This window comes from Geomonas azotofigens (assembly GCF_018919395.1).
GTDB classification, from domain to species: domain Bacteria; phylum Desulfobacterota; class Desulfuromonadia; order Geobacterales; family Geobacteraceae; genus Geomonas; species Geomonas azotofigens.
The window spans coordinates 642,493-665,691 of the sequence record NZ_JAHLME010000001.1; the positions used below are offsets into that span (position 1 = coordinate 642,493).

Here is a 23,199-nt window from a genome sequence, read left to right on the forward strand (position 1 = left end):
TGTCGCGACCGGATTTTGGGGCAGCGTGGATTGTACAGATGCGTGGTTGTTACCAGGAAGGGCGTCCGCCTTGGTGCAGCCGATCCTGCACTGGGGCGAGGTTGGCGGCGACTTCGGGGTTGGTGATGTGCTGGTTTCTCTCTCTGTGCTGGACCTTTTCCGACTGCTCGATCTGCATCACGAACCCGCAGGAGAGGATGATGGCTGCCATAACGATCTTGCTAGGAAAACTCTTCATAGCCGACCTCCTTGTTGCCGGGGAGGCATCGGAGAGCCCCCCGGCCAGACTGCCATATGAGGAAAAACATTGGCACAGTCTAATGTATAGGAAGATTAAGTCAAGTTTAATCTTCTGACTGGAGGGATGTCCCCGTCAACACAGGGAAAAAGATGCGGGGTGGGGTCTTTCCTAGGGAAATATGGCGCCTCATGTGGACAGCGAGAAAGATTGATTTATAATGAGCACTTGTTTTTCCCATGAGAGGTGTAATGGAAGCGATGAGTATCATTGGATTTCTCAGGCGTGCGGTGTTGTTGGGGGTGGCGGTCCTGCTGCTCTCCCCGGCTGCTGTGCGTGCCCATAGCGAGGAGGACGCCTCCGCCCATCATGAGGGCGCGGCGCAGACGGATGCCAAGGTGGGGCTCGACGAGCGGCTGGGGTCCAAGATCCCGCTCGACCTGGTGTTCATCGACGAGAACGGCCGTCAGCGGCGCCTGCGCGAACTGATCACCGGCCCGACCATCATCCTCCCGGTCTACTACTCCTGCACCAACGTCTGTAACTACCTGCAGGAAGGGCTGGCCCGGGCGCTCCCCGAGATCAAGCTGGAACCGGGGAAGGAGTACCGGGTCATCTCGGTCAGCTTCGACGAGCGTGAGAACCCGCAGCGGGCGCTGAAGTCCAAGCATATGTACCAGGCGGTGATGAAAGGGAAGTTCCCGGAAGGAAACTGGACCTTTCTCACCGGCGACGCGGTCAACATACGCGCGCTCACCGACGCGGCGGGGTTTCATTTCCAGCGCAAGGGTAACGACTTCGTGCACCCCGTGGTCAGCTTCATCGTGGCGCGCGACGGCCTGATCGTACGCTACCTTTACGGTACCCAATTCCTTCCCAAGGACGTCACGCTGGCCCTCATGGAAGCGCGTCAGGGCCGCGTCGGCACCACCATAAGCAAGATGGTCAGCTACTGCTTCAGCTTCGACCCCAACAGCAAGAGCTACGAGTTCAACATCCTTCGGGTGAGCGCGACGGCGATCATCGTCTGCGTGGTGGGCTTCATCATCTTCCTGGTCGTGGGGGGGAACAACAAAAACGGCAGCAACAAGCGCAATGGCAACAACGTCTCCTAACAAGGCGTTGCAGGATTCGGGGGAAAAATGAGTCACGAAACGGCAATGGCAGAAGGCGGCTTTTGGCGGGATTCCGGGAGGACCGGGATCGGAGCCTGGATATTCTCGACCGACCACAAGCGGATCGGGTTGATGTACCTTTACTGCGTGCTCGGCTTCTTCCTGGTCGGCGCCTTCCTCGGGCTCTTGATCCGGCTGGAACTTATGGCGCCGGGACCGACCATCATGACCGCGCAGACCTACAACGCGATGTTCACGGTGCACGGGGTGGTGATGATCTTTCTCTTCATCATCCCGGGGATACCCGCCTCTTTCGGCAACCTGGTGCTCCCCATACAGCTCGGCGCGCGGGATGTCGCCTTCCCGCGGGTGAACCTATTCTCCTGGTGGCTCTACGCCATCGGCGCCGTCATCGTGCTCACCTCGCTCTTCACCGGCGGGGGAGCCCCCGACACCGGCTGGACCTTCTACGTACCCTTCAGCGCCCGGACCACGACCAACGTCTCGCTGGCGGTGTTCGGCGTCTTCGTGCTCGGCTTCTCCTCCATCCTCACCGGGATCAACTTCATCACCACCATCCACAGGATGCGCGCCCCCGGGATGACCTGGACCCGCATCCCGCTCTTCGCCTGGAGCCTCTACGCGACGGCCTGGGTGCAGGTGCTGGCAACCCCGATCATCGCCATCACCCTCTTGCTCGTGGTCACCGAAAGGATACTGGGGCTCGGTCTCTTCGACCCCACCCGCGGCGGCGACCCGGTCATGTACCAGCACATGTTCTGGATCTACTCGCATCCGGCGGTCTACATCATGATCCTGCCCGGCATGGGGGTCATCTCCGACATCATCCCGGTCTTCTCCCGAAAGCCGATCTTCGGCTACAAGATGATCGCCTTCTCGAGCCTCGCCATCGCGGCGGCCGGCTCGGCCGTCTGGGGGCACCACATGTACACCTCGGGGATGAGCGACTTGGGCGTTCTGGTCTTCTCCTTCCTGACCTTCATCGTGGCGATCCCCTCGGCCATCAAGGTGTTCAACTGGGTCTCCACCATGTACAAGGGGTCGATCTCGCTGGAAGCGCCCATGCTCTTCGCGCTCTCCTTCATCCTGCTCTTCTCGATCGGCGGGCTCTCCGGCCTCATCCTGGGCGCGGCCGCCACCGACATCCACGTGCACGACACCCATTTCGTGGTGGGGCACTTCCACTACGTCATGTTCGGCGGCACCGGCTTCGCCTTCTTCGCGGCGGCCCACTACTGGCTCCCCAAGTACTTCGGGCGCAGGTACAAGGAGAAGCCGGCCATCGTCGGGTGGGTGCTCATGTTCATCGGCTTCAACATCCTCTACTTCACCATGCAGGTGCTGGGAATGGAGGGGATGCCGCGGCGCTACTACGACTACCTCCCGGAATTCGCACGGCTGAACTTCGTGGCCACGGTGGGAAGCTGGATCCTCCTGACCGGGGTCGCCATCGTGGTGTGGAACCTCTGGCATGGTCTCTTCAAGGGGGAGGCGTTCACCGGCAACCCCTGGGGCGGGGCGACGCTGGAATGGAGTGTCCCCACCCCGCCGCCGACGGAGAACTTCGAGCAGGACCCGGTGGTGACCCACGGGCCGTATGATTTCAAAGGGGCGGGGATTCCATGAGTCACCTGGAAAAAGACAGTTTCGGCGCGAAGCTCGGCATGTGGTTGTTCCTGTTCACCGAGATGCTCCTCTTCGGCGGCGTCTTCATCCTCTACTCGGTCTATCTGACCCGCTATCCGAAGGAGTTCGGGCTCGGCGGCCACCAGCTGGACCTGGTCTACGGCGCGACCAACACGGTGGTGCTCCTCACCAGCTCGCTTTTGGCGGCCATGTCGGTGACCGCCATCAAGACGGGGGCCAAAAAACTGACGCTCGGGCTTCTTTCCGGGACCGTCGGCTGCGCCTTCATCTTCCTGGGGATCAAGTACCTGGAGTGGAGCGCCAAGTTCCACCACGGTATCTACCCCAACTCCCCCAAGCTGATCGCGGGGCCGCCGGGCGAGTCCATATTCTTCAGCCTCTACTACCTCACCACCGGCCTGCATGGCATCCATGTCATCGTCGGCGCGGTGCTGATGAGCTGGACCGCGGTGATGGTGCAAAAAGAGAGGATCAACGCGGGCGACAACGTGACGCTGGAAAACGTGACCCTGTACTGGCACCTGGTGGACCTGGTCTGGATCTTCATCTTCCCGCTCTACTACCTGATCCTGTGATGGTGATCCAGGTCGGGGCGAAGGAAGCTCACACTTTCGGAGTGAACGTATGACAGAGGAACACGCGGAACACATCCTGAGTTACGGAAAACTGACCACCGTCTGGGTGGCGCTGCTGGTCCTGACCGCGGCGACCATCATGGTGACCCGGGTCGAGCTGGGGGTCTGGAAGGTATGGGCGGCGCTTGCCATCGCCAGCGTCAAGTCCGGCCTGGTCATCGCCTTCTTCATGCACATGAAGTACGAGCCGCGGCTGTTCCGGATCATCCTGTTCGTGGCGCTCTTCACCCTGGCGGGCTTCATCGGGGGAACCTTCTTCGACGTACTCTACCGTTAAAGGGGCGAACGTGGAAAATCAGCTATTGACGACGACGCAAGCAGTCGACCCTGTCTTCAAGTTCCTCTTCGGCGCCTGCACGGTGCTCCTTTTGGGGATCACCATCACCATGATCTACTTCGTGGTGCGCTACCGCCGCTCGAAGAACCCGGAGCCGACCTCGCAGGTGGCGGGGAGCCCGCTGCTGGAAGTGATCTGGACCCTGCTCCCCACCCTGCTGGTGATCGGTATGTTCTACTACGGCTGGACCAGCTACCTGTCGCTGCGCACCGTCCCCCAGAACGCCATGCAGGTGACGGCGGAGGCGCGCATGTGGTCCTGGAACTTCGTCTATGACAACGGCAAGACGAGTCCGAAGCTCTACGTCCCGGTGGGAAGGCCAGTGCAGGTGAACCTGGTGTCCAAGGACGTGGTGCACGGCTTTTACCTGCCGGCGTTCCGGGTCAAGCGCGACGTGGTGCCGGGGATGAAGAACCACGTCTGGTTCGTCGCCACCACTCCCGGCAGTTATGATCTCTTCTGCTCACAGTACTGCGGCACCGGGCACTCCGCCATGATCAGTTCGGTCGAGGCGCTGCCGCCGGAGCAGTTCGCGGCCTGGCTGGGCCAAAAGCCGGCCAGTGTGGGGGCACAGGGGCAGGAATTGCTGCAGAAATACGGCTGCCTGGGATGCCACTCCCTGGATGGCACCCCCAAGGTGGGACCGACCTTCAAGGGGCTCTACGACAGCCAGGTCAAGGTGACCCGCGGTGGCAAGCCCGAGACGGTGAAGGCGGACGAGAAGTACCTGCGTGAGTCCATCGTCGATCCCGGCGCCGCGATCGTGGAGGGCTTCCCCCCCATCATGCCCAAAAACGAGATCCCCGAGGCGGAGCTGAAGGCGATAGTGGAATTCCTGGAAGGGGAAAAGTGATCGCACCTGCAGTTTGCAAAACTAAAGGACTGTACCGGCTGTTCCGGCTCCCGCTGGCCTTGATGAATGCAACGGCGGCGCTGGGCGGATACCTGCTGTGCCGGACCCAGCCGCAACCGGATGCTTTTCCTCTCTTTGCCGGCGTGGCCCTGATGGCGTGTGCCGCCTCCGCCTTTAACCAAGTGCTGGAGCGCGACATCGATGCCGTGATGGACCGCACCAAGCGGCGTCCGCTCGCCGCTGGCGAGCTCGGCGTGCCGGGCGGTTTGTCCATCGCCCTGGTGACCCTCGGCGCCGGGGCGATGCTTCTGAACCTCATCGGGCCGCTGCCCCTTGGCCTCGCCCTGGTGACCCTCCTCTGGTACCTCCTCGTCTACACCCCGCTCAAGCGCCGCACTCCGTTCGCCCTGCTGGTCGGTGCCGTCTGCGGTGCGCTGCCACCGTTAATCGGCTGGAGCGCGGCCGGCGGCGCGGTCACCGATTTCAGGATCGTCCTGCTCTGCGGCATCCTGTACCTTTGGCAGGTGCCGCACTTCTGGATGCTGCAGAAAAGGCACGCCGAGGACTACCGCCGGGCCCGCATCCCCCTTTTCGTCCCGCGCAGTTTCCGGGGACCGGCGCCGTTTCTGGTGCTGTGGCTGGTAGCCATGGTCGCCGCGACGCTGATGCTGCCGGTCTTCGGCCTGATCGCGGGCCAGCACGCACCCCTGTGGTGCATCGCCTTTTGCCTGCCGCTCTTGCTGTACCCGTTCGAGCGCTGGGAGAGCGCGGCATTCGCCGGCGTCAACATCTTCCCTGCGCTGCTCACCCTCGCGCTGTACGGCTTTTGATCCACGGATTTGCGATTCAGATCCCCATCTCCCGGAAGGAAGAGGGGACTTTGACAAGATGTGCAGGAGGTTGCTGATGGGGGACAAGGAAAATTGCGAGCAGCCGGCACGGCACAAGACCCACATGTGCAAGCTGAAGAAGGATGGCAGGATGGAAGAATTCGAGCGCCACGGTGCGAAGCCGATCGTCTACTGCAACAAATGCAAGGTGCAGGCGGATGACCCGTTGGTCGTCTGCAACCCCAGAAGCCTCAAGGTCACCCGCTGACTACCCCGCCTAGAAGAACACCGTCGCCTTGGTCGCAAGCAGGTACCAGTTCCGCTTGGAAGCGTCGGTGTACTCCGACATGTTCCAGGTCCCGTCGATCAGGTGCCCCTCCAGCTTGAGCACCAGGTTGCGCACCGGGTCGAAGCGAAGGGTCAGTACCTTTTCCTTCTGCCACGTCTGCCAGGGAGCCCCGACGCCCAGGTCCTCGAAGGTCGACCCGTCGCGGTGATGCCGGTCCGCGTAGATCTCCGTGTAGTACCCACCCAGCTCGAACCAGTCGGTGAAGCGGTAGGCGGCGCTCACGTACCAGCCGTCCGAGGCCTGCCTGGAGGTGAAATTCTCCAGTGCCGGGTTCTGGTAGTCGGCCGACACGGTGTAGTCGTCCCTCTGGTATTCGGTGGCCAGGGTCAGGTCGTTCCAAAGGTACTCGACCCCCAGGATGTAACGGTGCCATGAATCGAACTTCCACTTGGCGGTGACCGGGGTGGTGGCGGAGGTGACCGGGTCGGTATAGATCCCGGTGGCGGTGCCGTCGAAGGAGGTATGCAGCCCGCTGAAGGTGGCGCGCACCCCCACCGGCGTCCTCCATTCCAGGTGGTGCACGAACGCGGTGCTGGAGTTCACGTCGGTGGTGGTCAGCGGCGCATCCACGGTGGAGATGTAGGCCGAGTAATTCCTGGCCGAAGCGCCATCGAGTGGGATCGGCGTCGTCCCGACCTGGAACTGGTAGTTGACGGTGCCTGCCGATCCGGCGGGGATCGATCCGTAGACGCTCGCGCCGGTGATGGCGTTGACCGAGTCACGCTCGTAGTCGTAGTACTCGTTCTGGGGAAGGAAGATGAAGGTGCGTGCGGCGTCGTTGTCGCGGGATTCGTTGTACAGCCCGAGGGGGATCTTGATCTTGCCGGCCCTGAAGCCGAGCCAGTCGGTGATGCGGTAATCGCCGAAGGCCCAGTCGAGGGTGATCTTGTCCTTGCCGTAGCTGCCGCGGTCCATGGCCAGAAGCTGGAGGCCGACCCGGAGGTCCGGATTGACCTCCTTGGAAAAGTTCACCGCGAAGTCGTTGAAGTTGAACGAGCCCTCACCGCTGTTGGAGACGGGGAAATTGTTGTCGGGGGATGTCTTGATGTACCCTTGCGAGGCGAAACCGTGAATCTCGACGCCGGCCAGATCCACGGCGTGAGCCGACCCGGCAAAGGTGAGCAGCATCATGGCAGTCAACGCTTTCTTCATATCGCTTCCCCCTACTTGATGGCAATGGTTTTAACGGCATCGCCCGCCTGCCCCGAGGGCACGAACCCGATGGCGTTGGGGGTCTTGGCGACGAAATCGATCAACTGCTGTGCGTCGGTGAAAGCCGGCGGCATGGACGCCTTCCCCGTAGTCACCATCCTGACCCAGTGCTGGTCGAACTGGGAAGGGGTCTTACCGAGGATTACCTGCAGGAACTCCTTGAGCGTCCGCTCCTCTTCCAGGACCGCTATCTTGATATGCTTCCGGTTGCCCCACTTGACCTTTTCGCCGAGGTAGATCCCCTGCAGTTCGGCGCGGGTGAGGGTGCTTTCGACGACGCTCTTGTTGGCGATGACGATGAAGCTGGCGGCATGGGCGCTGGAATGTCCCCAGGCGATCAGACATAACAGAAGCAGAATCTTTGTCCCCGTGATGCAGAACCGTTTGGGGTGGAACATGCAGCACCTCCAGAGGTTTCTATTCACTCAAATAAACTTCGTTACTGGTATAGGGGTAACTTTGATGAAATATCGGACGGTACAGTACCTTGCTTTAATAAAAATGTGAAAACATTTCTATGGATGGATGTTTGAATTCAGCACGCGGTATTGCATGGACTGACGCTGTCGAGTTGTGGAAAGCTTTGCGGAGAGGGAGACGAAGGCGGGAATATCCCTCCCCCTTATGCGAAGGAGGAGGGAGCAAAGAGCATGCTCAGCCGATCACGCCGAGTTCGCGGCCGATGCTGGTGAAGGTCTTCAGCCCCGTTTCCAGGTCATCCTGGGTGTGGGCCGCGCTGATCATGACCCGGATGCGTGCCTTGCCCTGCGGCACGGTGGGGAAGCCGATCGGCATGGCGAAGATGCCCGGCTCCGATGCGAAGAGACGGCGTGAGAACTCCTGCGCCACGGTTGCCTCCCCGAGCATTACCGGGGTGATGGGAGTGACGCTGGCGCCGATGTCGAACCCGGCCTGGCGCATGCCTTCCTTGAAGTAGCGCGTGTTGTCCCACAGCTTTTGCACCAGCGCGGTGCTCTCCTCGAGGAGGTCCACGGCGGCGAGGCACGCGGCGGTGTCCGCGGCGGTTACCGCGCTGGAGAAGAGGAAGGGGCGCGCTTTCTGGCGGATCCAGTCGATGACCACCTTCTTGCCCGCGATGACCCCGCCCATGACGCCGAAGGCCTTGGAGAGTGTGCCGATCTCCAGGTCAAACTTGCCGTTCAGCTTGAAATGGTCCACGATGCCGCGCCCGCCGTGGCCGAGCACCCCTTCGCCGTGGGCGTCGTCCACCATGGTGATGATGCCGTGGCGCTCGCATAGCTCGAAGAGCCGGTCCAGGGGCGCCATGTCCCCATCCATGGAGAAGACCCCGTCGGTGATGAGGAGCGCCCGCCGGTACTGGCTGATGTTATCGGTGATGACCCGCTCGCAGTCGGCGAGGTCGCAGTGTTCGTAGACCAGGATCTTGGCGGAGGAGAGCCGGCAGCCGTCGATGATGCTGGCGTGGTTCAACCGGTCGGTGAAGATGACGTCCCCCTTGCCCACCATGGGGGGGATGGCGGCCTGGTTGGCGCAGAAGCCCGACTGCACGTAGAGGGCGTCCTCCACCCCCTTGAACGCCGCCAGCCGCTGTTCCAGCTTGCGGTGCAATTCCAGGGTGCCGGCGATGCTGCGCACCGCCGCCGGGCCGACGCCCCACTGCTCCACCGCCTCCTGCGCCGCCTTTTTGAGGCGCGGATGGTTGGCGAGCCCAAGGTAGTTGTTGGTGCAGAAGTTCAGCACCCTCTTGCCGTCCACAACCATCCAGGGCCCGCAGGCCGAGCCGATGGTGCGGATGTTGGTTCTCAGGCCCTGCTCTTCCAGGGCGCTCATCTCTTCCGTTATCCAGGCGAATTTGTCTGACATCGTATAACTCCTATAAACTGTAGGGGCGAATAATCATTCGCCCCCCCCCACGTGCCTTCAGCACCTCTTATGCCACCGGCAACGTTGTGTGCACGAGCGGCTGGGCAAATATTTATTTGCCCCTACAGGTAAGCCCCCACGCTCGACGCAGTCATTATTGCTCGCCATCCTCAACCCAGTTGAGGATGACCTTCCCCGCGTTGCCGCTGCTCATCACCTCGAAGGCTTCTTCGAACTGCGTGTAGTGCATACGGTGCGTGATTACCGGGGTTAAGTCCAGTCCGATCTTGATAAGCGACTGCATCAGGTACCAGGTCTCGTACATCTCGCGGCCGTAGATCCCCTTGATGGTCAGCATGTTGAAGATGACCTGGTTCCAGTCGATGGCGAGATCCCCCGAGGGGATCCCCAGCATGGCGATCTTCCCGCCGTGGCACATGTTGGCGAGCATCTCCTTGAAGGCGTCGCCGTTGCCGGACATCTCCAGGCCGACGTCGAACCCCTCCTTCATCCCCAGTTCCCTGCGCACGTCCGCGAGGGTACGCTCCTTCACGTTGAGGGCCACCGTCGCCCCCATCTTCTTGGCCAGGTCGAGGCGATACTGGTTCATGTCCGTGGTGACGATGTAGCGCGCCCCCGCGTGGCGGGCGATGGCGGTGGCCATGATTCCGATCGGGCCCGCACCCGTGATCAGCACGTCTTCACCCAGGACCGGGAAGGCGAGGGTGGTGTGGGTCGCGTTGCCGAAGGGATCGAAGATGCTGAGGATCTCCATCGGGATGGAGGGGTCGGCGTGCCAGACGTTGGTCACCGGGATGCAGATGTACTCGGCGAAGGCGCCGGTGCGGTTCACGCCGACGCCGTTGGTGTCCTTGCACAGGTGGCGCCTCCCGGCCAGGCAGTTGCGGCACCTGCCGCAGACGATGTGCCCCTCGCCGGACACGATGTCCCCGATGTTGAGGTCGGCGACGTTACTCCCCATCGCCACCACCCGTCCCACGAACTCGTGACCGATCACCATCGGCACCGGGATCGTCTTCTGGGCCCACGCGTTCCAGTCCCAGATGTGCAGGTCGGTGCCGCAGACGGCGGTCTTGTGCACCTTGATGAGGACGTCGTTGATGCCGACTTCCGGTACCGGTACCTCGTCCATCCATAGCCCCGGCTTCGGGTATTTCTTAACCAGCGCGCGCATGGTCTTTTGCATGATGCAACTCCTCGACAGTAATGGCCGTTTTGGGCTCATTAATGTTACCAACAACGACTCACATGTAAATAGCGGGAGGGGAAGAGGGCAACCGGGTCTGGCTTCCTGGAGCGGGACGCTCAAAGCGAAACGAACAGCAGTGCCAACTCTGCGGTGACGGGACGGGTTCCTTTGATGACATGTGAAATTCGCATGGGGTTGTGGGCTGCACATCCAACAAGGTGTTGATGTTCCGCTCCAAACCCGCTATCTTCGAGTTTTTTACTGATAACTGGGTAAGAAGGACGAGAAGACAGTGACAAAGACGAAGGATGCAATCTACGCGGCGCCGCTCCAGGAAATGATCGACTTCAAGTTCGATGAACGGGTGGTGGCGGTCTTTCCCGACATGATCCAACGCTCGGTGCCGGGCTACGGCATGATCATCTCCAACATCGGCATCCTCGCCGGCAAGTACGCCCAGCCCGGCAGCCACTGCTACGATCTTGGCTGCTCCCTCGGGGCGGCCACCCTTTCCATGCGTCAGCGCATCAGCCAGCCGGACTGCGACATCATCGCCGTCGACAATTCCCCCGCCATGATCGAGCGCGGCCGTGAACTCCTCGCCCGCGATGCCGGATCGGCCGTCCCGGTGACCATGACCTGCGCCGATCTCCAGGATGTCACCATCGAGAACGCGTCGGTGGTGGTCCTCAACTTCACCCTGCAATTCATTCCCCCCGCCCAGCGCCTGGCGCTGATTCAGCGCATCCATGCGGGGCTCAACCCCGGCGGCATCCTGATCCTCTCGGAAAAGATCGCGTTCAGCGAGCCCGAACGGCAGCATTTTCATGTGGAACTGCATCACGATTTCAAGCGGGCCAACGGTTACAGCGATCTCGAGATCAGCCAGAAGCGGTCCGCGCTCGAGAACGTGATGATCCCGGAAACCATCGCCTGCCACCAGGAGCGGTTGCGGGCCGCCGGCTTTTCGTTCTCCGAGGTCTGGTTCCAATGCTTCAACTTCGCCTCACTGGTCGCCATGAAATGAACTACGACGCCCTCTATTGCCAACTCGCCGCCATGGGGCAGGAGCGCTGGGCGGAGCAGTTGCGAGCGATCCTGCCGCAGCGACTGCTCCTGGAAAGTCACGGCAAGCTCGCGGGGTGGCAGAGTGCTCTGCAGTCCCTGCCGGAGATAATCCCGTCCCGGATCGAGCTGAAAGACAAGGTCACCATCGGCTCCGGCGCCGACCTCGGCGCAGTCGACCGCAATGAACTCATTGCCACGCTCCAGGCTTTTCACCCCTGGAGGAAAGGTCCCTACCATTTCTTCGGGATCGACATCGACACCGAATGGCGCTCGGATTGGAAATGGGACCGCGTGGTGCCGCATATCGAGCCGCTGGCCGGGCGCAAAGTGCTCGACGTCGGCTGCGGTAACGGCTACCACGGCTGGCGCATGCGCGGTGCCGGCGCGGACTTCGTCCTCGGTATCGAGCCATTCCTTCTTTCCGTGCAGCAGTTCCAGGTGATGCAGCGCTATCTGCGCGATCCGCATCATCATGTCATTCCCGTCGGCATCGAGGACGTCCCCGCCGATCTCGGCTGTTTCGACACCGTTTTCTCCATGGGGGTCCTCTACCATCGGCGCTCTCCCCTCGACCATCTTGTCGAGCTCAAGGGGTGCCTGCGCCCGGGCGGACAATTGATCCTGGAGACGCTGATCGTGGCAGGGGACCGGGATACCGTGTTCATGCCGCCGGGACGTTACGCCAAGATGCGCAACGTCTGGTTCCTCCCTTCCATCGACGCGATGACCTTGTGGCTGCAGCGCTGCGGCTTCACGCAGATCGCCTGCGTCGACACCAACCGTACCAGCCGCGAGGAGCAGCGTTCGACGCAGTGGATGCAGTTCGAGTCGCTGGCCGATTTTCTCGATCCTGACGATGTGGAGAAGACCATCGAAGGGCACCCGGCACCGCTGCGGGCGGTATTCACGGCGAAGAGGCCTTAAGGTTTGGGGCGGGCACGGGAGAAAAAACTCCCCCCTGCGATAAGCCGAGGGTGGTCGCAAATAACTGCAGACGCGTCGCACTTAAATCAACAGAGGTCGTCTTCAAGCAGATTGCGGTCGTGTGAAACGAAAAAGCAAGCTGCGTTGGCGCGAAAGCGCGTGGTGATCAAAGCGAAGGTGTCCGTACTTAAAATAAAGCAGACCGTGTTTCAATTAAGCATGACCATGTTTAAGAAAAAGCAGACCACTTTTAAATTAAACACGGTCGTAGTTAAATATAAGATAATTCTTCATTAACAGGTTGCGCCCCATCCCCACCCAAAACGAGGGTGCCGCAGAAAAAAACGAGGCTGTCGCAGGAAATACGAGGCCGCAATCGCGATTGTCAAGGCGTCTTCGGCGGAAGAAAAGGGATGGGGAAAATTTATACGGGCTTCGCGGTGGGATGGAAGGTCGCAAACGGGTGCGGGCACCACGCTTTTCAGCAAAAGCAGACATCATTTATTTTAAACGGGGTCGCATGTTAGAAAAATGCGACCCCATTTATTTTAAACATACCCTTACATTAGAAAAACAAGCTTGTCTTGGTCGTGAAGGCGCCCCTTAACCGAGAAAGCCCCGACGGCGTCCTCGCATGTGCGGCGGACGGCAGCGTCGGGGGACTTTCCAGGCCATTTACCTGCGGTAGCCATACGAGCCGCGGTCATAACGGCCATCGTAGTCGCCGTAGTAGCCTCCGCGATGGTGCCCGCGGTAATAATCATCCACCGGCACGACAACGCAGGCCGACAAGAGCGACGGTAACATCAACAGTGCAATCAGAAACCGGATTTTCTTTTTCATCTCGATTCTCCTTTTCCCCGGACACGGTGCCATTGTCTTTAGGGTAGAGGGAAATTGAGGATCAAATATGCAACAAAGAAGAAAATACGCCACATTCGCCACGGCAGTGCCGAACTGCTATGATAGGGCATCAGCTCGCACGAAAAGGAGAACGCCATGAGCGGGAAGGATAGCTGCCCAAGCCCCAAACAACACCCGGCGCACATGTGCCAGTTGAAACACGAGGGGAGGATCGAGGAGATGGACAAGCACTCGGCCCAGCCCAAATTCGTCTGTAACCGGTGCCGTGCGAAAGCGGACTCCGAGGATTACCTCTGCAACCCGCGGCCGCTGTAGGCGGCAGCTAGGATTTGCGTCATGCTCACAGTAGCCTCAAACACTAATAAGGCGCCCCCTGGCCAGCCAAGGGGGCGCCTTACTTATTCAGGACCGGTGGTTACACGCCTTCGTTTGCGCTACTTCCGAACCAGTTCCGCCACCACATGGTCGAGGCCTGTCACCACGCGGCTTAGTTTGTCGTAGTCAACTTTGTCCGGAGTATCGGAGGGTTGGTGATAATGAGGGTAGCGGAAGGGTGCCGTGTCGGTGATCATGATGCCGGGATAGCCGACCTGCCAGAAAGACCACTGATCGGACCAGCCGATGCCGGGCAGGGTCTCCGGGGCGGCCACTCCTTCGGACGGGAAGCGGGTGCTCTTGCGGAAGGTCCCGATGGCGCGCCGCACCAGGTCTCGTGACTGGACGTTGCCGACGAAGGCGATGAAGTTGCCGGTATCCGGGTAGAAGTGGTCCAGCGGGGGCGGGTACTGCTGGCTCCCGGGCCGGTCGGAGTAGCACCCCATGGTCTCCAGGGACAGCATGGCCACGATCTTCTCGCCGCGCTCCCTGCAACGACGGGCGTAGATCATGCTCCCCATGGTGCCCCCCTGGAAGTGCGGCGGCTCCTCGTTGGTGAAGGCGACGAAGCGCAGGGTGCGCTCCGGTTTCACGGCGGCGAAATGCCGCGCCACTTCAAGCAGGGCCGCCGCCCCGGAGGCGTTGTCGTTCGCACCGGGCGTGCCTGGGGCGGAATCGTAGTGGGCACCGATGATCACGATTTCGTCCGGGGCCCTTCTCCCCTGCAGCACCCCTTCCAGGTTCACCACCGTTCTTCCCTCGATCAACACGCTCTGTTCGTTGACCTTGAGCCCGTACTCCCGGAGCCGGTCGCCGACGTACTGCGCCGCATCCTGGAGCCCGTGGTAATTGGCGAGGTTCCTCTCCCCGACCTGTCCGGCAAGCACCAGCACGTGCTCGCGCAAACGCTCACTGAGCCTTTTTTCCTCCGGGGTGAGTGGAGGGAGCGGTCCCTTGTGGGTCTTGCCGGGCATCCTCACCATTGAACCACCTACGGTGCCAAGGAGGAAAAGTGCCAGAACGGCGCAGGCAGCTATCCACACTATTGCTGTCTTGTAGTTCATAGAGCAGGTCCTTGTCGGGAGCTCCAACCAGCGAAAAGAATAGTGTGACCGCCCCGGATGTCAATATCAGGAAAATGTCTCAGGCTGACCTACGAAGACTGCAGGAAAAGATCTGGTATCATTAGTGCGATCGGTAGATACAGTACCGAAAAAACGTCGTGACAGAGCGAATGTGAGGGGCGGACATGGACCTGAGAAAGACACATAGCATCGTACTCACTGAAGGGGATCCGGAACAGAAACGCGCCGAGATACTGCGGTACTTCGAGGCGACGTTCACCATAGACGAACTGCTCTATGACACCCTGAAGGACGGCGGCGCCTTCTACCTGAGGGCTGACCGGCTGCGCCACCCGCTTATCTTCTACTTCGGACACACCGCCTCGTTCTTCGTCAACAAGCTGGTGATCGCCCGGGTAATCGAGAAGCGCATCAACCCGCGCCTGGAGGCGATGTTTGCGGTCGGCGTGGACGAGATGTCCTGGGACGACCTGGACGAGACCCACTACGACTGGCCCACCCGGGACGAGGTGAAGGAGTACCGCGACCAGGTGCGCGAACTGGTTACCGGGCTGATCAAGACCCTGCCGCTCACCCTCCCCATTACCTGGGACAGCCCCTTCTGGGCCATCGTGATGGGGATCGAGCACGAGAGGATCCACCTGGAAACCTCTTCCGTGTTGATCCGGCAGCTCCCCATCGACCGGGTGCGTCGTCACGAGTTCTGGGAGATCTGCCGCGACGCGGGTGTCGCCCCGGAGAACGAACTGGTTCCCGTTCCCGGCGGGCAGGTGGTGCTGGGGAAGGAAGAAGGGCATCCCCTCTACGGGTGGGACAACGAGTACGGCCACCACGAGGCGCAGTTGCAGCCGTTCGCCGCGTCGAAATACCTGGTCTCCAACCGCGAATACCTCTCCTTCGTGGAGGCCGGAGGGTACCAGGAGCAGCGCTGGTGGACGGAAGAGGGATGGCACTGGCGCAACTTCAGACAGGCCGAGCACCCGCTGTTCTGGGTGCAGCGGCCGCACGGCTGGGGACTGCGTACCATGGTCGAGGTGATCGATCTCCCCTGGAACTGGCCGGTGGAGGTGAACTACCTCGAGGCGAAGGCCTTCTGCAACTGGCTCGCCGACCGGACCGGCAAACGAATCCGCCTTCCCAGCGAGGACGAGTGGTACCGGATCTACGACCTGGCGGGCGTGCGCGACCCGCAGGAGTGGCGCGATGCCCCCGGTAACATCAACCTTGCCTACTGGGCCTCGTCCTGCCCGGTGGACCGCTTCCGCTTCGGGGAGCTTTTCGACGTGGTGGGCAACGTCTGGCAGTGGACCGAGACCCCCATCTACGCCTTCCACGGGTTCCGCATCCATCCGTGGTACGACGATTTTTCCACGCCGACCTTCGACACCCGCCACAACCTGATCAAGGGAGGATCCTGGATCTCCACCGGTAACGAGGCCACCCGCGAGTCGCGCTACGCTTTTCGGCGCCACTTCTTCCAGCATGCGGGCTTCCGGTACGTGGAAAGCGACAACCCGGTGCAACTGCACGAGGATCCCTACGAAACCGATGCGCTGGCCGCGCAGTACTGCGACGCCCACTACGGTCCCGAGCATTTCGGGGTTCCCAATTTCGCCAAGGCTTGCGCCGACATTTGTTTGGAGGTAACATCCGGGCGCGCCAGGGAGCATGCCCTCGATCTCGGTTGCGCCGTGGGACGCTCAAGCTTCGAACTGGCGCGCGGCTTCAGCAGGGTGACGGGAATCGACTTCTCCAGCAGGTTTTTCCGGCTGGCGGCGCGGATGCAGGAAGAGGGATACCTGCGCTACGCCCTTCCCGAAGAGGGGGATATCGTCTCCTACCATGAGCTGAGCCTGGAGGAACTGGGGCTCGCCGCGCTGCGGGACCGGGTGCAGTTCTACCAGGGCGACGCCTGCAACCTTCCGGACAAGTTCACCGGCTACGACCTGGTGCTCGCCGCGAACATACTGGACCGGCTCTATTCGCCGCGCCGTTTCCTGGCCGGCATGCGGGGGCGGATCAACCCCGGCGGGCTCCTGGTGCTCGTTTCCCCCTACACCTGGCTCGAGGAGTACACCAAGAAAGAGGAGTGGCTGGGAGGATACCGGGAGGCGGGCGAGCCGGTCTGGACCCTGGATGCACTCAAGACGGAGCTGTCGCCTCACTTCCGGATGCTGGGCGAGCCGCGCGACGTTCCCTTCGTGATACGGGAGACGCGCCGCAAGTTCCAGCACGGCATTTCCGAACTGACCGTATGGGAGCTTAAATGACGCAGAAGAAGTTCGATTTCGACGAGATCATCGACCGGCGCGGCACCGCGAGCGAGAAGTGGGACAAGTACGGCAACCGCGACATCATTCCGCTTTGGGTGGCGGACATGGATTTCAGGTCCCCCCCTGCCATAGTGAAGGCCCTGCACGAGCGGGTGGAGCATGGCGTTTTCGGCTATACCGCACCGCCGCCGGGACTGGCGCAGGCGGTGATCGATTCGTTGCAGGCGGAGTTCGGGTGGCAGGTGCGCCCGGAGTGGATCACCTGGCTCCCCGGGCTGGTCACCGGGCTCAACGTGAGCTGCCGGGCCGTCGGTGAACCCGGCGACGATGTCATCACCTTCACCCCGGTCTACCCCCCCTTCATGTCGGCGCCACCTCTTTCCGGGCGCAACGTGATCAACGTGCCGCTGGTCTGCAAGTCGGGTCGCTGGGGGCTCGACCTTGAGGCGCTGGAGGCCGCGGTGACCCCGAGGACGAGGCAGCTTCTCTTGTGCAGTCCGCACAACCCCGTGGGGCGGGTCTGGAGCCGCGAGGAACTGGCCGCCCTGGACGGTTTCGCGGCGCGGCACGATCTCGTGATCTGCAGCGACGAGATCCACGCCGGCCTGGTCCTGGAGCCGGGCGTGCGGCACATCCCGATCGCGGCACTCTCACCGGAAACCAGCCGGCGCACCATCACGCTGATGGCGCCCAGCAAGACCTACAACGTGCCGGGGCTGGGGTGCTCCTTCGCGATCATCTCCGACGATACGCTGCGCCGCGCCTTCCGAAAGGCAATGGGGCGCATCGTGCCACACGTGAACCTCCTGGGCTACACCGCCGCCGAAGCGGCCTATCGCGATGGGGAGGAGTGGCGCCAGGACCTGCTGGAGTACTTGCGCGGCAACCGTGACCTGGTGGAAAAAGAGGTGACCGGGATGGGGCTGTCCGTGGCGCGGGTCGAGGCGACCTACCTTTCCTGGATCGATATGCGCCAAACGGGGATCGAGGATCCGGTGCGCTTCTTCGAGGATGCCGGCGTCGGACTTTCCGGTGGGAGCGACTTCGGTCTTGCCGGCTACGTGAGGCTCAACTTCGGCTGCCGGCGCGAACTCCTGCGGGAAGCGCTCCGGCGCATGAAGGTGGCGCTGGAGGGGATGTCCGGTAGGTAATTGAGCTGATAGAGCCTCCCCCTGGAGGGGGGAGGTTGGAGGGGGGGAGAATGTTTGATGGCCCCCTCCCCACCCCCCCCCTCCGGGGGAGGGGGCATTACCCGAAAATTTTGTTTTCCTGTTCCTGCACCCGGATGAAGGTGGTGCGCTTGGTCAACTCCTTGAGCGCCGAGGCTCCCACGTAGGTGCAGGCGGAACGAACCCCGCCCAGGATGTCGCGCACCGTCTCGTCGATGGGACCGCGGTACGGGACTTCCACCGTTTTCCCTTCCGATGCGCGATAGTGCGCGACACCGCCTGAATGCTTGTCCATCGCGGTGGTGGAACTCATCCCGTAAAAGAGCTTGAACTGACGCCCGCCACGCTCCACGATCTGGCCACCGCTCTCGTCGTGACCGGCCAGCATTCCCCCCAGCATCACGAAGTCAGCCCCGCCGCCGAAAGCCTTGGCGACGTCACCCGGACAGGTGCAGCCGCCGTCGGAAACGATTCTCCCTCCCAGGCCGTGTGCCGCGTCGGCGCACTCGATCACCGCCGACAACTGCGGGTACCCTACCCCTGCCTTGACGCGGGTGGTGCAGACCGAGCCGGGGCCGATGCCCACCTTGACGATGTCGGCGCCGGAGAGAAGCAGTTCCTCGACCATCTCGCCGGTGACCACGTTGCCCGCCACGATGGTCTTGTCCGGGAAGCTTTCGCGCACTTTCTGCACGAACTCCACGAAGCTTTCGGCGTAGCCGTTGGCGACGTCGATGCAGATGAACTGCAGCTTGGGATGGTTGGCGATGATGGCCGAGAACTTCTCGTAATCGCTGTCGGAGGTGCCGGTGCTGACCATGATGCGGTTGTAGATGTCGTCACCGTGGTTGTGGTTCTCCAGCCAGGCGTCCCACTGGGCCACGGTGTAGTGCTTGTGCAGCGCGGTCAGCATGCCGTGTTCCGCGAGCCTATCCGCCACCTCGAAGGTGCCGGTGGTGTCCATGTTGGCGGCGATCACCGGGATGCCGCTCCAATCGTACTTGCTGTGCAGGAACCTGAAGTGCCGCTGCAGGTCGACCTGGGCCCTGCTCTTCAGGTTTGATCGCTTGGGCCGGATCAGTACGTCACTGAATCCGAGCTTGATGTCGCTTTCAAGGAACATGTCATGTCCTCCGTTGGTGTTCCTTCGGCTCTCCCTTTTTGGCAGGAGAGAGCAGGTCTCAGTCGTTCGTGAATGAAGACAATGTAGGGGCGAATAATTATTCGCCCCATTGGCAGCTTGGTCCATGTAGCCATGGACGGTGGTCGGGCACCGGCGGCCGGGCGAATGTTTATTCGCCCCTACAGGTGTGGTGACAGCTTCTATCTCGGCTTGTCATGAAGTGCAGTATCTGGCAGCCACAGACAGCCTGTAAGAGAGTACCCGAAAACGCTTTGACCACAAGTTGCCATGTGATTCCGAGAGCTTGTTGAGTTTGCCCAAGCCCTGTGCTAGAGTGCGCGGCGGAGGAGTGTATACATGATCGACGAACGTCAGCGCCGCCAGCGCTGGTTAATCTTTTTCATCCTGTCCCTGATCTACATCCTGGTTTACTTCTACCGCGTATCGCTGGCCGTCGTCGCCAGGGACGTATCCCGCGACCTGAACCTCACCCCGGCGCAACTGGGGTCTCTCTCCAGCATCCTTTTTTACGTCTATGCCGCGGCGCAGATCCCGCTGGGGCCGATGATCGACCGGCTGGGGAGCCGCGTCGTGATCAGCGGCTGCGGCGTGCTGACCGCCATCGGGGGGATTCTTTTCTCGCAGGCGGGGAACATGGGGCAGGCTCTCGTCGCCCGCGTCCTCATCGGCATCGGGACCGCCTCCGTGTTGATGGCCACCTTCAGTCTCTTCAGCCACTGGTTCACCAAGCAGGAATTCGGCCGGGTCTCCGGGCTGATGGTCGCGGTGGGAAACATGGGGAACCTGGCCGGAACCGCGCCGCTGGCGCTGGCGGTGGCCTGGATCGGGTGGCGCAACTCGTTCCTCGCCATCGGGATCATGCAGGCGCTGGCCACGGTGCTCGTTTTCTTGCTGGTGCGGGATCGCCCCGCCGTGGCGGCGGAGGATGCCGGTGAGCAGGCTCCGGCCAAGATGGGGATGCTGCAGGCGTGGAAGCGGATCACATCGAACCGGGATTTCTGGCTCCTGGCGGGGCTGGCGTTCTCCTGGTACGGGTGCTACCTCGCGGTACAGGGACTGTGGGGCGGGCCGTACCTGATGGAGGTGCTCAAGCTGACGCGCGAGGAGACCGGGCGCATGCTCATGTTCACCTCGATCGGTTTCATCTGCGGCAGCCTGGTCATCGACTCCATCGCCCGCAAGATCGCGCACTCCTACAGGAAGACCTTTCTCTGGGGGCAGATACTGCTGCTGGTCCTGATGATCGGCTTCCAGGGGCCGCTCGATCATCTCCCCCTGCTGCTTCTGGGGCTGTACTTCTTCTGCCTCGGGCTCGCCGTGTCGAGCGGCGTCATGATCTACCCGATCAACCGCTCCATGTTCCCGGTCTCCATCGTCGGCACCGCGCTCACCTCCATCAACCTCTTCGTCTTGCTGGGGGCCGCTTCCGTGCAGCAAATCATGGGGATGGTGATCGACGCCGTGGGCAAGACCACGCCGGAAGCGACGGTGCAGGCCTTCCACTCAGCGTTCCTGGTGCCGGTGGGCGTGCAGGCGGTCGCGGCGGTCCTGTTCTTCTTTGCCAGGGATTACTGGGAGAAAAGCGCGTAAAGGCTGGGGGGTGGGGACTGGGGACTGGACTAAAGGGTCGACACCAGCGGCTCGCGGCTCGTGATGGGGGTTAGGCGGCGAGCTCCGCAACGGCGGCGCGGAAAGCAGGGAGGTTCTTGGCGCGCTTGAGCTGTTTCAGCTCGCGCTCCAGTTCGTGGTCCTCGACGTTGGCAACGACCCCCTTGATCTTGCCGAGCACCTGCATGTCGCCGCAGAAGAGCTTGCCGTAAAGGGGGAGCAGGTCATTCAGGTAGCGGTGCAGCATGGCGCGCCTCTCGGCCACATCGGGCTCGGAGGCCGCGCGGCCGCGCAGCCGCTCGAAGAGCATCGGCTCGCCGATGCCGCCGCGACCGAGCATGAGCCCCGCCGCACCGGTCTTCTCCAGCAGTTCCTGGCCGAAACCCGCGCTCCTGATGTCGCCGTTGGCGATGACGGGAATGGCGGTCCGCTTGATCACTTCGGCGGTGACCGCGTGGTCGGCGAGACCCTCGTAGGCCTGGCGCACCGTGCGCGGGTGCAGCACCAGGAAGTCGACGCTGGCCCGCTCGAAGAGCGGCAGGAGCGTGAAGATCTGGCGCGGGTCCTCGTAGCCCGCCCGGATCTTCACCGAGAACGAGCCCCGGATCTCCTCGCGCAGCGCCGGGATGATCTCTTCCAGCAACTCAGGACGCTTCAGCATCCCTCCGCCGGTGAGCCCGCTGGTCATGCGGCCGTAGGGGCAGCCCATGTTGAGGTTTATGTGCACCGCGCCGGCCTTCTGCGCCGTCCTCGCTGCGGCGACCAGCGCGTCCCTGCCGTGCCCGATCAGCTGGACCACCAGCGGCACGCCGTTCTCCTCCGCGGCACATTCACGCACGTCTCCCGGCATCAGGAGCTTCTTCTCCGACTGCGAGTTGACCCGCATGAACTCGGTCCAGACAACGTCAGGGCGCACCCATTTCGTGAACAGTTCACGCAGCGCGCGGTTGGTGAGCCCTTGCATGGGCGCGAGCATGAGCGGTTTCTCCCCGGGGTTCCAGGGGAGCACGTTGTTCGTTTCGGTGGTGGCGGCGGGATTTGCTTCAGTAGTGGGCATGTTCTTTAGACGAGGCATTGCTGCGTGCGGTATTCCGGTCCGGTAAGTCGTAGGGTCCCGCTCTGAAAACGGTAGGGGCGAATGATCATTCGCCCCTACGCTTCTACAGGTAACTTGCGCCCCCGCGAACAGGGGCGATGTATTTAGAGGATCTCCAGCAGCTCGATCTCGTAGGTGATGTCCTCGCCCGCCAGCGGGTGGTTGGCGTCGACCACGATGGCGGTCTCGTTCACCTCGACCACGACCACGTCGACCGGCTCGTCTTCGTCGCCGGTCAGCTCGAGCTCCATGCCGACTTCCGGGACGATGTCACCGGTGAGCTGCTCGCGGCTGATGGCGAACACCTCGTCCTCGTCGTACTCGCCGAAGGCGTCCTCGGCCGGGATCACGATGGTCTTCTTCTCGCCCGGCGCCATGCCGACCAGGGCCTCTTCGATCTGCGGGAAAAAGTCCTCGTTGCCGATGGTGATCTCCATCGGGCCGTGCTCACCGCAGCCGCAGTCGTCATCTTCGCAGCCGTCGTCGTTGCAGCCGCAGCCTTCATCTTCGCAGCAACCGGCATCGCCGATGGTGGTGTCGATGACGGTGCCGTCTTCCAGGGTGCCGGTGTAATTGATGCGTACTTTGTCGCCTTGCTTTGCAATTGCCATTTTTACTCAGTTCCTTCTTTGTGGTTGATTTACTAGCGCGTGGCTATGTCAGGGATGGTACGTGGGACGGCGCCCGCTAGTCCAGCAAAATCTCACGGGGACGCTTTTTTTCTGTTCCGCCCGCGTGATCCTGACCGGTCCGGCCCTAACGATGCACCCTTAACCTCAGGCTCTTTTGGAGAGTTTCTTCACCGTGAAGCTGTAGCACTGCAGGTAGGTGAGGACCGTGAGCAGGAAGCTGTAGATGATGATGCTGAGGATGAACGGGTCCGCCGGAGCGGCCAGCGCGAAGATGAAGTAGAAGCCCATGACCGAGATCTTGGTGACGTCCGCCCACCGTTTCTTCTTGGCGAATTCCTTGGCCTCCTCCGGGCTCTGCACTTTGCCGACCAGAGAGAAATCGCGCTCGGCTTCCTTGGAGGCGAACTTGAAGATGGGGTAGAAGAACAGCAGCTGGATCACGAAGGCGTAGATCACCCCGTTCATGAAGCGGTATCCCCTGTTCACCTCATGCAGCCGCTGCTGGAAGTTGATCGCGGTGTAGATCAGGATGGCGATCAGCCCGAACTGCGCCACGGCAAAAATCTTGATGGTCTTGTTGATCTTCTTTAGGTCCAGGGTAGCCGCCATGTCATCTCCTTGGGTCAGGTCGCCTCGTTGCAGCGTCAACTGCGCAATACCATAACAAAT

Annotated in this window: 24 protein-coding genes; 13 read left to right on the forward strand and 11 right to left on the reverse strand. The window is 61.8% G+C overall.

Features of this window, described 5'->3' with window-relative positions; genetic code table 11:
• Positions 1–49 precede the first annotated feature (49 nt).
• Entirely contained in the window at positions 50–238 is a 189-nt protein-coding gene (locus KOL99_RS02845; RefSeq protein WP_216508974.1) for a hypothetical protein, read from the reverse strand.
• 251 nt (positions 239–489) lie between these two features.
• On the opposite strand from KOL99_RS02845, the gene KOL99_RS02850 reads away from it, so the two are divergent.
• The 7 genes from KOL99_RS02850 (at position 490) to KOL99_RS02880 (ending at position 5,944) form a co-directional block, all read left to right on the forward strand.
• Positions 490–1,353: an SCO family protein gene (locus tag KOL99_RS02850; protein WP_236025741.1), complete on the forward strand. Its 864-nt coding sequence runs from the start codon at positions 490–492 to the stop codon at positions 1,351–1,353.
• A 27-nt stretch (positions 1,354–1,380) separates the two neighbouring features.
• Entirely contained in the window at positions 1,381–3,000 is a 1,620-nt protein-coding gene (ctaD, locus tag KOL99_RS02855) for a cytochrome c oxidase subunit I (protein ID WP_216508975.1), read from the forward strand.
• On the forward strand, positions 2,997–3,596 hold the full coding sequence (locus KOL99_RS02860; RefSeq protein WP_216508976.1) for a cytochrome c oxidase subunit 3 family protein: 600 nt from the start codon (positions 2,997–2,999) through the stop codon (positions 3,594–3,596). Before ctaD ends, KOL99_RS02860 begins: the two co-directional genes overlap by 4 nt.
• A gap of 49 nt (positions 3,597–3,645) precedes the next feature.
• Entirely contained in the window at positions 3,646–3,933 is a 288-nt protein-coding gene (locus KOL99_RS02865) for a cytochrome C oxidase subunit IV family protein (protein WP_183344182.1), read from the forward strand.
• A 10-nt stretch (positions 3,934–3,943) separates the two neighbouring features.
• Positions 3,944–4,846 (forward strand): cytochrome c oxidase subunit II, encoded by a 903-nt coding sequence (coxB, locus tag KOL99_RS02870; RefSeq protein ID WP_216508977.1) that lies wholly within the window; start codon positions 3,944–3,946, stop codon positions 4,844–4,846.
• A 62-nt stretch (positions 4,847–4,908) separates the two neighbouring features.
• The gene (locus tag KOL99_RS02875) at positions 4,909–5,676 is read left to right on the forward strand and encodes a protoheme IX farnesyltransferase (protein ID WP_216508978.1); all 768 of its coding nucleotides are present in this window, start codon (positions 4,909–4,911) and stop codon (positions 5,674–5,676) included.
• 76 nt (positions 5,677–5,752) lie between these two features.
• Positions 5,753–5,944, forward strand: a complete 192-nt coding sequence (locus tag KOL99_RS02880; RefSeq protein ID WP_216508979.1) for a hypothetical protein — start codon at positions 5,753–5,755, stop codon at positions 5,942–5,944.
• A 9-nt stretch (positions 5,945–5,953) separates the two neighbouring features.
• Here KOL99_RS02880 and KOL99_RS02885 read toward each other — a convergent pair whose 3' ends face one another.
• The 4 genes from KOL99_RS02885 to tdh form a co-directional block, all read right to left on the reverse strand.
• Entirely contained in the window at positions 5,954–7,177 is a 1,224-nt protein-coding gene (locus tag KOL99_RS02885) for a TonB-dependent receptor (protein WP_216508980.1), read from the reverse strand.
• Positions 7,178–7,188: 11 nt separating this feature from the next.
• On the reverse strand, positions 7,189–7,635 hold the full coding sequence (locus tag KOL99_RS02890) for a hypothetical protein (protein WP_216508981.1): 447 nt from the start codon (positions 7,633–7,635) through the stop codon (positions 7,189–7,191).
• 256 nt (positions 7,636–7,891) lie between these two features.
• Positions 7,892–9,082 (reverse strand): glycine C-acetyltransferase, encoded by a 1,191-nt coding sequence (locus tag KOL99_RS02895; RefSeq protein ID WP_216508982.1) that lies wholly within the window; start codon positions 9,080–9,082, stop codon positions 7,892–7,894.
• A 154-nt stretch (positions 9,083–9,236) separates the two neighbouring features.
• Positions 9,237–10,289 (reverse strand): L-threonine 3-dehydrogenase, encoded by a 1,053-nt coding sequence (gene tdh / locus KOL99_RS02900; RefSeq protein WP_216508983.1) that lies wholly within the window; start codon positions 10,287–10,289, stop codon positions 9,237–9,239.
• 295 nt (positions 10,290–10,584) lie between these two features.
• Between tdh and cmoA the strand changes: the two genes are divergently transcribed.
• Together cmoA and cmoB are read left to right on the forward strand one after the other, a co-directional pair.
• On the forward strand, positions 10,585–11,319 hold the full coding sequence (gene cmoA, locus KOL99_RS02905; protein ID WP_216508984.1) for a carboxy-S-adenosyl-L-methionine synthase CmoA: 735 nt from the start codon (positions 10,585–10,587) through the stop codon (positions 11,317–11,319).
• Positions 11,316–12,284 carry a tRNA 5-methoxyuridine(34)/uridine 5-oxyacetic acid(34) synthase CmoB gene (gene cmoB / locus KOL99_RS02910; RefSeq protein ID WP_216508985.1) on the forward strand — a complete coding sequence of 323 codons (969 nt, stop codon included), beginning with the start codon at positions 11,316–11,318 and terminating at the stop codon, positions 12,282–12,284. The genes cmoA and cmoB overlap by 4 nt, the downstream gene beginning before the upstream one ends.
• Positions 12,285–12,959: 675 nt before the next feature.
• Here cmoB and KOL99_RS02915 read toward each other — a convergent pair.
• Positions 12,960–13,127 carry a hypothetical protein gene (locus tag KOL99_RS02915; protein WP_216508986.1) on the reverse strand — a complete coding sequence of 56 codons (168 nt, stop codon included), beginning with the start codon at positions 13,125–13,127 and terminating at the stop codon, positions 12,960–12,962.
• 156 nt (positions 13,128–13,283) lie between these two features.
• On the opposite strand from KOL99_RS02915, the gene KOL99_RS02920 reads away from it, so the two are divergent.
• A complete protein-coding gene (locus KOL99_RS02920) occupies positions 13,284–13,463 on the forward strand; it encodes a hypothetical protein (protein ID WP_216508987.1) in 180 nt (59 codons plus the stop codon).
• 119 nt (positions 13,464–13,582) lie between these two features.
• Here KOL99_RS02920 and KOL99_RS02925 read toward each other — a convergent pair whose 3' ends face one another.
• Positions 13,583–14,506: a M28 family peptidase gene (locus KOL99_RS02925; RefSeq protein WP_236025742.1), complete on the reverse strand. Its 924-nt coding sequence runs from the start codon at positions 14,504–14,506 to the stop codon at positions 13,583–13,585.
• Positions 14,507–14,772: 266 nt separating this feature from the next.
• Between KOL99_RS02925 and ovoA the strand changes: the two genes are divergently transcribed.
• Together ovoA and KOL99_RS02935 are read left to right on the forward strand one after the other, a co-directional pair.
• A complete protein-coding gene (gene ovoA / locus KOL99_RS02930; protein WP_216508989.1) occupies positions 14,773–16,878 on the forward strand; it encodes a 5-histidylcysteine sulfoxide synthase in 2,106 nt (701 codons plus the stop codon).
• Positions 16,875–18,032 carry a MalY/PatB family protein gene (locus KOL99_RS02935; protein WP_216508990.1) on the forward strand — a complete coding sequence of 386 codons (1,158 nt, stop codon included), beginning with the start codon at positions 16,875–16,877 and terminating at the stop codon, positions 18,030–18,032. The genes ovoA and KOL99_RS02935 overlap by 4 nt, the downstream gene beginning before the upstream one ends.
• Before the next feature lie 97 nt (positions 18,033–18,129).
• Here the strand turns inward: KOL99_RS02935 and KOL99_RS02940 are convergent, their stop codons facing one another.
• Complete coding sequence (locus KOL99_RS02940; protein WP_216508991.1) at positions 18,130–19,173, reverse strand: GMP reductase; 1,044 nt, start codon at positions 19,171–19,173, stop codon at positions 18,130–18,132.
• Between the two features lie 357 nt (positions 19,174–19,530).
• Between KOL99_RS02940 and KOL99_RS02945 the strand changes: the two genes are divergently transcribed.
• Positions 19,531–20,784, forward strand: a complete 1,254-nt coding sequence (locus KOL99_RS02945; RefSeq protein ID WP_216508992.1) for an MFS transporter — start codon at positions 19,531–19,533, stop codon at positions 20,782–20,784.
• Between the two features lie 70 nt (positions 20,785–20,854).
• Here KOL99_RS02945 and KOL99_RS02950 read toward each other — a convergent pair whose 3' ends face one another.
• From KOL99_RS02950 to KOL99_RS02960, 3 genes are all read right to left on the reverse strand, one after another.
• Positions 20,855–21,859 (reverse strand): tRNA dihydrouridine synthase, encoded by a 1,005-nt coding sequence (locus tag KOL99_RS02950; RefSeq protein WP_236025743.1) that lies wholly within the window; start codon positions 21,857–21,859, stop codon positions 20,855–20,857.
• A gap of 143 nt (positions 21,860–22,002) precedes the next feature.
• Positions 22,003–22,509, reverse strand: a complete 507-nt coding sequence (locus KOL99_RS02955) for an FKBP-type peptidyl-prolyl cis-trans isomerase (RefSeq protein WP_216508994.1) — start codon at positions 22,507–22,509, stop codon at positions 22,003–22,005.
• A gap of 165 nt (positions 22,510–22,674) precedes the next feature.
• The gene (locus tag KOL99_RS02960) at positions 22,675–23,139 is read right to left on the reverse strand and encodes a hypothetical protein (RefSeq protein WP_216508995.1); all 465 of its coding nucleotides are present in this window, start codon (positions 23,137–23,139) and stop codon (positions 22,675–22,677) included.
• Positions 23,140–23,199 lie beyond the last annotated feature (60 nt).

Bases quoted from the DNA above. Each gene is read 5' to 3' on its own strand.
- KOL99_RS02845 (WP_216508974.1), bottom strand. From the start codon at position 238: ATGAAGAGTTTTCCTAGCAAGATCGTTATGGCAGCCATCATCCTCTCC.
- KOL99_RS02850 (WP_236025741.1), top strand. From the start codon at position 490: ATGGAAGCGATGAGTATCATTGGATTTCTCAGGCGTGCGGTGTTGTTG.
- ctaD (WP_216508975.1), top strand. From the start codon at position 1,381: ATGAGTCACGAAACGGCAATGGCAGAAGGCGGCTTTTGGCGGGATTCC.
- KOL99_RS02860 (WP_216508976.1), top strand. From the start codon at position 2,997: ATGAGTCACCTGGAAAAAGACAGTTTCGGCGCGAAGCTCGGCATGTGG.
- KOL99_RS02865 (WP_183344182.1), top strand. From the start codon at position 3,646: ATGACAGAGGAACACGCGGAACACATCCTGAGTTACGGAAAACTGACC.
- KOL99_RS02875 (WP_216508978.1), top strand. From the start codon at position 4,909: ATGAATGCAACGGCGGCGCTGGGCGGATACCTGCTGTGCCGGACCCAG.
- KOL99_RS02880 (WP_216508979.1), top strand. From the start codon at position 5,753: ATGGGGGACAAGGAAAATTGCGAGCAGCCGGCACGGCACAAGACCCAC.
- KOL99_RS02885 (WP_216508980.1), bottom strand. From the start codon at position 7,177: ATGAAGAAAGCGTTGACTGCCATGATGCTGCTCACCTTTGCCGGGTCG.
- KOL99_RS02890 (WP_216508981.1), bottom strand. From the start codon at position 7,635: ATGTTCCACCCCAAACGGTTCTGCATCACGGGGACAAAGATTCTGCTT.
- KOL99_RS02895 (WP_216508982.1), bottom strand. From the start codon at position 9,082: ATGTCAGACAAATTCGCCTGGATAACGGAAGAGATGAGCGCCCTGGAA.
- tdh (WP_216508983.1), bottom strand. From the start codon at position 10,289: ATGCAAAAGACCATGCGCGCGCTGGTTAAGAAATACCCGAAGCCGGGG.
- cmoB (WP_216508985.1), top strand. From the start codon at position 11,316: ATGAACTACGACGCCCTCTATTGCCAACTCGCCGCCATGGGGCAGGAG.
- KOL99_RS02915 (WP_216508986.1), bottom strand. From the start codon at position 13,127: ATGAAAAAGAAAATCCGGTTTCTGATTGCACTGTTGATGTTACCGTCG.
- KOL99_RS02920 (WP_216508987.1), top strand. From the start codon at position 13,284: ATGAGCGGGAAGGATAGCTGCCCAAGCCCCAAACAACACCCGGCGCAC.
- KOL99_RS02925 (WP_236025742.1), bottom strand. From the start codon at position 14,506: ATGGTGAGGATGCCCGGCAAGACCCACAAGGGACCGCTCCCTCCACTC.
- ovoA (WP_216508989.1), top strand. From the start codon at position 14,773: ATGGACCTGAGAAAGACACATAGCATCGTACTCACTGAAGGGGATCCG.
- KOL99_RS02935 (WP_216508990.1), top strand. From the start codon at position 16,875: ATGACGCAGAAGAAGTTCGATTTCGACGAGATCATCGACCGGCGCGGC.
- KOL99_RS02940 (WP_216508991.1), bottom strand. From the start codon at position 19,173: ATGTTCCTTGAAAGCGACATCAAGCTCGGATTCAGTGACGTACTGATC.
- KOL99_RS02945 (WP_216508992.1), top strand. From the start codon at position 19,531: ATGATCGACGAACGTCAGCGCCGCCAGCGCTGGTTAATCTTTTTCATC.
- KOL99_RS02950 (WP_236025743.1), bottom strand. From the start codon at position 21,859: ATGCCCACTACTGAAGCAAATCCCGCCGCCACCACCGAAACGAACAAC.
- KOL99_RS02955 (WP_216508994.1), bottom strand. From the start codon at position 22,509: ATGGCAATTGCAAAGCAAGGCGACAAAGTACGCATCAATTACACCGGC.
- KOL99_RS02960 (WP_216508995.1), bottom strand. From the start codon at position 23,139: ATGGCGGCTACCCTGGACCTAAAGAAGATCAACAAGACCATCAAGATT.